General features: G+C 65.5%; 11 protein-coding genes. 1 reads left to right on the forward strand and 10 read right to left on the reverse strand.

Features of this window, described 5'->3' with window-relative positions; all coding sequences use genetic code 11:
- The 6 genes from EN742_RS14195 to phnG form a co-directional block, all read right to left on the reverse strand.
- On the reverse strand, positions 1 to 806 hold an 806-nt coding region (locus EN742_RS14195), incomplete at its 3' end, for an alpha-D-ribose 1-methylphosphonate 5-phosphate C-P-lyase PhnJ (RefSeq protein ID WP_128332939.1).
- A gap of 5 nt (positions 807 to 811) precedes the next feature.
- Entirely contained in the window at positions 812 to 1,084 is a 273-nt protein-coding gene (locus EN742_RS14200; RefSeq protein ID WP_127405912.1) for a hypothetical protein, read from the reverse strand.
- Entirely contained in the window at positions 1,081 to 1,497 is a 417-nt protein-coding gene (gene fosX / locus EN742_RS14205; RefSeq protein ID WP_127405913.1) for a FosX/FosE/FosI family fosfomycin resistance hydrolase, read from the reverse strand. Before fosX ends, EN742_RS14200 begins: the two co-directional genes overlap by 4 nt.
- Complete coding sequence (locus EN742_RS14210; protein WP_127405914.1) at positions 1,494 to 2,606, reverse strand: carbon-phosphorus lyase complex subunit PhnI; 1,113 nt, start codon at positions 2,604 to 2,606, stop codon at positions 1,494 to 1,496. The genes fosX and EN742_RS14210 overlap by 4 nt, the downstream gene beginning before the upstream one ends.
- A gap of 1 nt (position 2,607) precedes the next feature.
- On the reverse strand, positions 2,608 to 3,213 hold the full coding sequence (gene phnH / locus EN742_RS14215) for a phosphonate C-P lyase system protein PhnH (RefSeq protein ID WP_127405915.1): 606 nt from the start codon (positions 3,211 to 3,213) through the stop codon (positions 2,608 to 2,610).
- The gene (gene phnG, locus EN742_RS14220; protein WP_126058230.1) at positions 3,213 to 3,674 is read right to left on the reverse strand and encodes a phosphonate C-P lyase system protein PhnG; all 462 of its coding nucleotides are present in this window, start codon (positions 3,672 to 3,674) and stop codon (positions 3,213 to 3,215) included. The genes phnH and phnG overlap by 1 nt, the downstream gene beginning before the upstream one ends.
- Before the next feature lie 139 nt (positions 3,675 to 3,813).
- On the opposite strand from phnG, the gene phnF reads away from it, so the two are divergent.
- Positions 3,814 to 4,563, forward strand: coding sequence for a phosphonate metabolism transcriptional regulator PhnF (gene phnF, locus EN742_RS14225; RefSeq protein ID WP_127407382.1), 750 nt, complete (start codon positions 3,814 to 3,816; stop codon positions 4,561 to 4,563).
- Here phnF and EN742_RS14230 read toward each other — a convergent pair.
- The 4 genes from EN742_RS14230 to EN742_RS14245 form a co-directional block, all read right to left on the reverse strand.
- Positions 4,560 to 5,390, reverse strand: a complete 831-nt coding sequence (locus EN742_RS14230; protein ID WP_189363034.1) for an amidohydrolase family protein — start codon at positions 5,388 to 5,390, stop codon at positions 4,560 to 4,562. The genes phnF and EN742_RS14230 overlap by 4 nt on opposite strands.
- 4 nt (positions 5,391 to 5,394) lie before the next feature.
- Positions 5,395 to 6,411: a zinc-binding alcohol dehydrogenase family protein gene (locus EN742_RS14235; RefSeq protein ID WP_126058232.1), complete on the reverse strand. Its 1,017-nt coding sequence runs from the start codon at positions 6,409 to 6,411 to the stop codon at positions 5,395 to 5,397.
- A 70-nt stretch (positions 6,412 to 6,481) separates the two neighbouring features.
- Complete coding sequence (locus tag EN742_RS14240; protein ID WP_126058233.1) at positions 6,482 to 7,447, reverse strand: ABC transporter permease; 966 nt, start codon at positions 7,445 to 7,447, stop codon at positions 6,482 to 6,484.
- Positions 7,444 to 8,997, reverse strand: a complete 1,554-nt coding sequence (locus EN742_RS14245) for a sugar ABC transporter ATP-binding protein (protein WP_126058234.1) — start codon at positions 8,995 to 8,997, stop codon at positions 7,444 to 7,446. The genes EN742_RS14240 and EN742_RS14245 overlap by 4 nt, the downstream gene beginning before the upstream one ends.
- Positions 8,998 to 9,041: the final 44 nt, after the last annotated feature.

The following is a 9,041-nucleotide window of genomic DNA, read 5'->3' on the forward strand; positions in this document are numbered from 1 at the left end:
GTGTCGGAGCAGACGAACATGTGGCCGCCATGGTCGTCGAGGATGACCTCGTCGAGATAGACGTTCTCGGCCGCGCAGAGCGCGCAGGGCTGGTCGAAGGTCTGCACCTCGAAAGGATGGTCCTCGAAATCGAGGCTGACGACGTCGGTGAAGGGCGGCACGGCATAGATGCGCTTTTCGCGGCCGGCGCCGAACAACTGCAAAGCCGGCGAACGATGCATTTTCGGATTGTCGAATTTCGGCGTCGGCGACGGGTCCATCACGTAGCGGCCCTCGACTTTGACCGGATAGGCGTAGGTGGTGGCGATGCGGCCGTGCCTGGCGATGTCCTCGTAGAGTTTGACATGCATCAGGCCGTATTCCTCCAGCGCATGCATCTTGCGCGTTTCGGTCTCGCGCGGCTCGAGGAAGCGCAGCGGCTCGGGGATCGGCACCTGATAGACCAGAATCTGGCCCGCGGTCAGCGGATGCTCGGGGATACGATGGCGGGTCTGGATGATCGAGGCCTCGGCCGTCTCGGTGGTGACGGCGACGTTGGCGACCTTCTTGAAGAAGGCGCGGATCGAGACGGCATTGGTGGTGTCGTCGGCGCCCTGGTCGATGACCTTCAGCACGTCGTCGGGGCCGATGATCGAAGCGGTGACCTGGACGCCGCCGGTGCCCCAGCCATAGGGCATCGGCATTTCGCGCGAGGCGAAAGGCACCTGGTAGCCGGGTATGGCGATGCCCTTGAGGATGGCGCGGCGGATCATCCGCTTTGTCTGTTCGTCGAGATAAGCGAAGTTGTAGGTGGCGATGTCGGTCATGGCGATCACATCCGCTCCGTGCTACCGAATTGACTTGCAAGGCGTGGAAACCGGACCCGATCGGAATGAATTCTGCCGGATGGATGCACCTCGGGATCGTGTTGCTGGCGTTCGCCGGCGCGGTCGTCTTTTTTCTTCGGCGCACGATTTTTCCGGCGCCAAGGGAAGGTTCCAACAATTCCGAAAGTTGGTACGGCGGCGGTGGTGGCTACGAGGGCCACAGTGGACACGATGGCGGTGGGCACGCCGGTCACGGTGGCGGAGACAGCTGAGCTCATTGCACGACCTCCAATTCCCTGTAGCGCGCCAGCCGCTCGGCCATCGTGCCGGTGTGCAGCTCGAACAGACGGTTGTCGTCGTCGTGGAAATAGATCGAGCGGCCTTCGCCCTCGACGCGCGGGCGCGGCGGGCGCATGTCGATGCCGAGTCTTCTGACACGCTCGGCGTAGCGGTCGAAATCGGCGTCGTCGATCTTGAAGGCAATGTGATTGTAGCTGGGCTCGGTAAGCGGCTCGCCCTGCATGATCGCGATCCAGAGATCGCCGATCAGGAAGAATTTTTCATGCGACAGCGAGAACTGCCGGGCGCCGCTGTCATAGATCTCGCGCGCGTCGAATACGCCGGTCAGGATCTCGCTCATGCGGTCGAGGTCGCGCACGACGAAGGTTATGTAGGAGAGGCTCTCGATCATTCGGCGGCCTCCCGCTTCTCCTCGCCAGTGCGGTGATTTTCGCGGGCGTCGTGCTCGGCGCGCATACGGCGCACAAGGTCGAGCTCGGCCTGGAAGTCGACATAATGCGGCAGCTTCAGGTGCTCGACGAAGCCGGTCGCCTGGACATTGTCGGAATGCGAGATGACGAACTCCTCGTCCTGCGCGGCGGCGACGACATCCTCGCCCAATTCGCTGGCCCGCAAGGCCCGATCGCAGAGCGCCATCGCCATCGCCTTGCGCTCGCTCTGGCCGAAGACCAGGCCGTAGCCGCGGGTGAATTGCGGCGGCGCCTTGGCCGAGCCCTTGAACTGGTTGACCATCTGGCATTCGGTGACGCGGACCGAGCCCAGCGGCACGGCGAAGGGCAGTTCCGGCACCTCCAGTTCCAGCTCGACCGCGCCAATGCGGATTTCGCCGACGAAGGGATGGTTGCGGGCATAACCGCGCTGGGTGGAATAGCCGAGAGCCAGCAGAAACCCCTCGTCGCCGCGCGACAGGGCTTGCAAGCGGATGTCGCGCGCCATCGGGAACTGCAGCGGCTCGCGGGTGATGTCGCCGGGGACGTGGTCGCCGGGCATGTCGCCGTCGGCCTCGATCAGGCCTTCGCGGGCAAGGATCGCCGAAACGCGCAGCATCGGCTCGGCCTCGATGGGGCGTTCCATCGGCTCGGCGACGTCGCCGCCGGCGGCAAGTTCGGGATCGAGCAGCCGGTGGGTGTAGTCGAAGGTCGGGCCGAGCAGCTGACCGCCGGGCAGGTCCTTGTAGGTCGCCGACACGCGGCGCTCGATGAGCATGGCGCCGGTGTCGACCGCGCTGGTGTAGCCGAAGCGCGGCAGCGTGGTGCGATAGGCGCGGATGAGGAAGATCGCTTCGATCATGTCGCCGCGTGCCTGGACAATGGCGAGCGCGGCCAGCTCGCGGTCGTAGAGCGAACCCTCGCTCATCACCCGGTCGACGCCGAGCGCCAGTTGCTCGACGATCTGGTCGAGGCGCAATGCCGGCACTGAGCGGTCGCCGCGCCGGCGATCGGCAAGCAGGCGGTGCGCATTGGCAATCGCGGCCTCGCCGCCTTTCACCGCGACATACATGTCAGGCCTCCATCGTCTTGATGCGCGTGGTGCGCGGCAGGCAGGCGACCCCGTCCGGTGCTGCCAGGATGATGTCGACGCCGCGCGGAAAGCGCTGGCTGTTCTGCTTCCACTGCTCGATGAAGTGGCGCGGCATCTCGGCCGGCGCGAGCATCGCCATCTTCTCGATGCCCGGGCCTTCGAGCAGCAGGGGAGCGCCCGAGGCGAGATCGCTGACGATGAGGATCAGCGTCGTCGAGCGGTCGGGATATTCCTGCGTGCCTTGCGAAAAGCCATCCAGCGCCATCATCTCGGCCGGCCTGGCCACAATGGCGAAATGCGCGTCGGCCGGCGTGTTGGCGAGCGGCGCGCCGGTGTGGAAGCCGAGCCAGGATCTGACCGACGGCTCGGCTTGCAAGCCCGGATCGAGCCAGAGCGCCGTGTCGTTGTCGCAGAGCGCCAGCGCGACCGCGCCTGAAGTCGCTGACAGTGGCGCCGGCGGACGGGCAAAGGCCGGCAGCGGCTGCACGCTGCCCGGCCGCGCCATCGCATCCATGACGGCGCGGAACACCGTCTGCGCATTGAAGACCGGATCGGCGAAACCGCCTTCGATCGATTGCGTCTCCATCAGTCCTCTCCGCGCACCATGGTGAAGAAATCCACTTTTGTCGCCGCCGTCTCGGCACGGCGTTTTTCGTGCGCCTCGGTGAGCACAGCGCGCAGCGGCGCGATCACCCTGGTCTCGACAACGTCGCGATGGGCCGGGTCCTGCCACAGCGCATCGGCGATCGCGGCCAGCTTCGCCTTCTGCCTGTCGCGGCCGAGCGCATAGCTATGGCCGACCTGGCCGGAGGGCAGGCGCACCGTGGCGCGGGTGACCGTCGCCTCGCCGACATTGAAGGGCGCGCCGCCGCCGCCGATGCGGCCGCGCACCGTCACCAGGCCGGTTTCGGGGCCGCGCAGTAGCTCGGCTTCCAGGGGCAGGCCGGCCTCGCTCCAGAGCCGGGCGATCTCGTCGCCGCCGGACTGCGCCAGCGTCGCCATCGCCGCCTTGCGCCCGGCCTGCTCGCGCGCTTCCTGTCCTCGCATGGCGGCACTCCATCGGTTGCGCAAATTTGTCTATTGATATAGACAATTATACAAATTATACGCATTAGCTAGCGCGAGTCCATGACGGGTGGATGACACCGGCGAAAAGTCTGGGCTGGTGAGAGAACCGGGGGCGGGCATGAGTGGGCAGCAGGCAGCCAGCATCGAGCGGCGCAGCGGCGTTTCGCTGTGGCGGCAGATCGCCGATCAGATTTTGCAGGGAATCGCCGCCGGCGACTTTGCCGAGAACGCGGCGCTGCCGCCGGAAATGGCGCTTGCCGAACGCTATGGCGTCAACCGCCATACGGTGCGCAGCGCCATCGCGGCGCTGGTGCAGGAAGGCGTGCTCAGGGCCGAGCAGGGGCGCGGCACCTTCGTTTTGTCGCGCAAGCGGCTCTCCTACCCGATCGGCGCCCGCACGCGCTTTTCGACGGGCCTGCAGGGGCAGACGAGCGAACGGCATATTGCGCTGCTTGCCTCATCGGTTGAGCCGGCCAGCCGGCGCATCGCCGATGCCTTGAAGCTCGCCAGGGGAGCCGCCCTGCTCTGCCTGGAGACGCGCGGCGAAGCCGATGGCCATCCGGTGTCGCGCGCCACCGCCTGGTTCGACGCCAAACGCTTCGCCGGTATCGATGCCGCCATGGCGGAGACGGGATCGGTCACCGCATCGCTGAAGCGCTTCGGCATCAACGACTATCTCAGGCAATCGACGGTGCTGTCGGCGCGCCATGCCGATGCCGCCGATCTTGCCGATCTCGACCTGCAGCCCGGCGCCATCGTGCTGGTGACGGTCGCGGTCAACGTCACACTCGACGGTCAGCCGATCCAGTTTTCCGAGTCGCGGTTTCCGGCGGAGCGGGTCGAGCTGAAACTGTCGGCCAATGACTAGCTGATGCCGTAGAAGCGCGCGGCGGTGCCGCCGAAGACGGCGTCCTGCTCCACCGGCGAAAGGCCTGCCAGGAGTTCCCTCGCGGCGGCCAGCCAATTCTCGTAGGTGGCGGCGAGCTCGCACACCGGCCAGTCGCTGCCGAACATCAGCCGGTCCGGCCCGAAGCAGGCGAGCAGGTGGTCGGCATAGGGCTTGAGGCCGGCGATCGACCAGTTCGGCCCGGCCTCGGTGACCAGGCCGGAGAATTTGCAGACCACCGACGGCCGCTTCGCCAGCGCCACCATGTCGCTCGCCCAGGGCTCTAGGATGCCCTTGGCGATGAAGGGTTTTGCCGCGTGGTCGACGACGATCGGCAGGTCAGGCATGTGGTCGGCGAGTGCGGCGACCACCGGCAAATGGCGCGGCTGCGCCAGCGCGTCGAAACGCAGGCCGAGTTTCGGCAAAAGCTTCAGCGCGGCGAGCTGCTTCGGCTTCAAAATATCAAAGGTGTCGTCGATGTCCTGCAGCATTGGCCTTATGCCGCGGAACTTCGGCCGCGCCGCCAGCCGGCGCAGCGTCGCCTCGACATCGTCGGCCTCGAGATCGACCCAGCCGACCACGGCCGCGATGCTGTCGTCCTTGTCGGCGAGGTCGAGCATGAATTCGGTTTCGGCGACGGTCGCCGCCGCCTGCACCACGACGGTGCGGGCGATGCCGGCGGCCTGCAGATGCGGCGCGAGGTCGGCCGGGAAGACGTCGCGAACGATCGGCGCGACGTGCGGCCCCATCCAGAAATAGTCGCCGCGCGCGATCTGCCAATAATGCTGGTGCGCGTCGATCCTCAGCATGGTCCTACCCGACTTCGATGACGGCCTTGATCAGGCCTGATTTCTCATGCGCCCACCTTGCGAGGTCGCGAGGCGTGCCGGCAAGGGTCGTGCGATGGGTGACGAGCTTTCCCATCTGCACGGCACCATTGCGGATCGAAGCCGCGACGTGGTCGAAGTCGGCGCTCAGCGCGTTGCGGCTGCCGATCAGTGTCATCTCGCGTTTGTGGAATTCCGGGTCGGAGAAGGTGATGTCGTCCTTGACGACACTGACGAGCACGAGGCTGCCGCCATGCGCGACATGGGCGAAGGCCGACTGCACCGACTGCGTGTTGCCGGTGGCATCGAAGACCATGTCGAAACCTTCGCCGCTGGTCGCTTCGCGCGCCAGATCGGTCGCCTGTGCCTTCGAGCCATCGAGCGTGGCGAAGCCCAGTTCGTTTTCAGCAAAGCCCAGGCGTTCGCTACTCATATCGAGCAGGCTGACATCGAGGCCGGCGATGCGGGCAAACAGGGCGGTGCCGAGCCCAATCGGGCCGGCGCCGATGACCAGCGCGCGGGCGCCAGGCTCGGCCTGCGCGCGGCGCACCGCATGCGCGCCGATGGCCAGGAATTCGACGGCGGCGGCATCGGCAAGAGAGAGACCGTTCGCCGGATAAAGATTTTGCGCCGGCACGAGGATCTCCTCGCACATGGCGCCGTCGCGATGGACGCCGAGCACTTCGATCCTGACACAGCAATTCGGCTTGCCTTTCCGGCAGGCGATGCATTTGCCGCAAGCGAGATAGGGATTGATGATGACCGCCTCGCCGGCGCTCAGCGCAACACCTTCGCCCGTCTCGACAACCGTGCCGGAGACCTCGTGGCCCATGACGCGCGGATAGGCGAGGAACGGGTGCTTGCCTTCGAAGATGTGGTAGTCGGTGCCGCAGATGCCGACATGGCTGACCGCCACCCGCGCCCAGCCGGCAGGCGGCGCCCCCGGCGCCGGGCGGTCCTCGAGGACAAGATCGCCGGGCGAGCGGCAGACGACGGCTTTCATGCTTCAATCCAGTCTGTTGATGGGGCCGCCGGCACTCGGGCTGTAGCGAAGGCCGGCGGTCGAGGTCAGCTTACTTGCCGCGGCGGCGCAGCCCGTCGAAATAGACGATGACGATGATCAGCACGCCGGTGATGATGCGCTGCCAGAAGGCGTTGACATTCAAAAGGTTGGCGCCGTTGTTAATGGTGGCGAGAATGAAGGCGCCAAGCAGCGGGCCGTGCACGGAGCCGACCGCGCCGAACAGCGAGGTGCCGCCGATCACCGATGAGGCGATCGCCTGCAGCTCCCAGCCCTCGGCCTGGGTCGGATTGCCGATGCCGATGCGCGAGGCGAGCAGTACGCCGACAAAGGCGGCGCACAGGCCGGACAGCGTATAGGCCATGTAGATGGTGCGCTGGACATTGACACCCGACAGGCGCGAGGCCTCGGCGTTGGAGCCGACCGAGAACAGGTAGCGGCCCCAGCGGCTGTGGTGCAGGAAGATGTAGGCCGGGATGCCGACCAGGATCACCATCCAGAACAGATTGGGGATGCCGACGAAGGAATTGCGCGAGAATTCCTGGAAGGCATCGTTGTTGATCGAGATCGAATTGCCGTTCGTCATCAGCAGACCAATGCCGCGCAGCGAGGTCAGCGTGGCCAGCGTGATGATGAAGGGCGGCAGGCCCATCCTGACGATGCCGAAGCCGTGGAACAACCCGATGGCGACGCCGACCAGCAGGGTGATCAGGATGGCGGCGAAGACCGGCACGCCGGCATTGATCAGCATCGCCGTGGTGACGGTGGCGAAGCCGACAACGGCGCCGACCGAGAGGTCAATGCCGCCAGTGATGATGACGAACGTCTGGCCGACCGCCAGGATGGCGATCATCGAGCCCTGACGCAGCAGGTTGGAGATGTTGTTGGCGGAGGCGAAGCTCTGGGTCGTCACCGACAGGATGACCCACAACAGAACCAGCAGCGCCAGCAGCGTCAGCCCGAATAGGGCATTGTAGTTGCGCTTCGGCTTTTCGGCCGCGATCGCCTCGGTGCTCATTTCTGTCCTCCCGGTTTTTCTTGTTTCTCGGCGAGCGCCTGAGAGAGAATGTCCTCGTGGTCGGCGGTGCGGAAGCCATGCGTGGCGACCAGCTTGCCGCGCCGGAACACATGCAGCGTGTCGGCGAGTTCATAGACCTCCGGCAGATAGGACGAGATCAGGATGATGCCGGCGCCGTTGGACAGCAGCGTCGAGAACAGGCGGTAGATCTCGGCCTTGGTGCCGACATCGACGCCGACCGTCGGCTCGTCGAAGATGAACAGCTTGGCGCCATGCGCCAGCCATTTGCCGATGACGATCTTCTGCTGGTTGCCGCCGGACAGGCTGGAGGCGAGCGCGTTGCGCGTCGGCGTCTTGATCCTGAGGCCGGCGATCTGGCGATCGGCCTCGGCCTTTTCCTGCGTGTTGGAGATCAGCAGCTTGTTCGAGATGCGCTTGTAGATCGGCAGGTTGAGGTTGAGGCCAACCGGCAAATTGAGACAGAGGCCCTGGTCGCGGCGGCTTTCCGGCGCCAACGCCATGCCGAGCCGGATCGCATCGTGCTCGGAGTTGACCTGCACCTCCTTGCCCTCCCACAGGATCTGGCCGGCCGACTTCTTGTGGCGACCGTAGAGCGTGGTGACAAATTCGCTGCGGCCGGCGCCGATCAGCCCGTAGAGGCCGACGATCTCGCCGGCACGGACGCTCATCGAGACATTCTCGAAGCCTTTCCCGGAGAGGGTCCGAGTCTCGACGATGGTGGCACCCGGCGTGAAATGCTCCTTGTGGTAGATCTGTTCGATCGAGCGGTTGATCATCATCTTGACCAGTTCGGCGTCGTTGGTCTCGGCGATGTTGCGGGTGCCGACCAGCGTGCCGTCGCGCAGCACCGACACGCGGTCGGCGAGCTCGAACACCTCTTCCATGCGATGGCTGATATAGATGATGGTAACGCCTTCGCCCTTCAGCCGGCGGATCAGCGTGAACAACTGATCGGCCTCCTTGCGGGTCAGGTAGGCGGTCGGTTCGTCGAAGATCAGGAATTTGGTACCGCGCACCGTGGCGCGGGCAGCGGCGATCAACTGCTGCTGGCCGATGGTGAGATCGCCGAGCATGACGTGCGCCGGCAGGTCGAAGCCGAGGCCATCGATGATCTTCTGCGCATCCTTGACCATGGCCCGCTGCTGCAGGATGCCGAAGCGCGAATTCTCCTCACCGAGGAACATGTTGGCGGCGACCGTGAGGTGGCGGCAGAGAACGACCTCCTGGTGCACGGCATTGATACCGAGCGCCATCGCCTCATGCGGGGTCGCCAGCGCTTCCGGCTTGCCCTCCCAGATAACGTCGCCGGAGGTGCGCGGCATGACGCCGGTGAGGAGCTTGATGAGAGTGGATTTGCCGGCGCCGTTCTCGCCGACGATGGCGTGGATCTCGCCGGATTTGAAGGCGAGGTTGACGGGCTTGAGCGCGTGCGTGCCGGGATAGCGCTTCTCCAGCCCCCTGAGTTCGAGGATCGTCCTGCCGGGCTCCAGTGTTGGAGCCGGGTGCAGGTCCTGCGCCGTCGACGTCATGACAATCCTCCCAGATCGGCCTTACGATTGGCACGCAACGGTGC

Origin of the sequence: Mesorhizobium sp. M4A.F.Ca.ET.020.02.1.1, from assembly GCF_004022645.1 — a bacterium.
GTDB lineage: Bacteria > Pseudomonadota > Alphaproteobacteria > Rhizobiales > Rhizobiaceae > Mesorhizobium.

Excerpts from the sequence above, each read along its gene's own strand:
- EN742_RS14200 (WP_127405912.1), bottom strand. The coding sequence starts at position 1,084 with ATGAGCTCAGCTGTCTCCGCCACCGTGACCGGCGTGCCCACCGCCATC.
- fosX (WP_127405913.1), bottom strand. The coding sequence starts at position 1,497 with ATGATCGAGAGCCTCTCCTACATAACCTTCGTCGTGCGCGACCTCGAC.
- EN742_RS14210 (WP_127405914.1), bottom strand. The coding sequence starts at position 2,606 with ATGTATGTCGCGGTGAAAGGCGGCGAGGCCGCGATTGCCAATGCGCAC.
- phnH (WP_127405915.1), bottom strand. The coding sequence starts at position 3,213 with ATGGAGACGCAATCGATCGAAGGCGGTTTCGCCGATCCGGTCTTCAAT.
- phnG (WP_126058230.1), bottom strand. The coding sequence starts at position 3,674 with ATGCGAGGACAGGAAGCGCGCGAGCAGGCCGGGCGCAAGGCGGCGATG.
- phnF (WP_127407382.1), top strand. The coding sequence starts at position 3,814 with ATGAGTGGGCAGCAGGCAGCCAGCATCGAGCGGCGCAGCGGCGTTTCG.
- EN742_RS14230 (WP_189363034.1), bottom strand. The coding sequence starts at position 5,390 with ATGCTGAGGATCGACGCGCACCAGCATTATTGGCAGATCGCGCGCGGC.
- EN742_RS14235 (WP_126058232.1), bottom strand. The coding sequence starts at position 6,411 with ATGAAAGCCGTCGTCTGCCGCTCGCCCGGCGATCTTGTCCTCGAGGAC.
- EN742_RS14240 (WP_126058233.1), bottom strand. The coding sequence starts at position 7,447 with ATGAGCACCGAGGCGATCGCGGCCGAAAAGCCGAAGCGCAACTACAAT.
- EN742_RS14245 (WP_126058234.1), bottom strand. The coding sequence starts at position 8,997 with ATGACGTCGACGGCGCAGGACCTGCACCCGGCTCCAACACTGGAGCCC.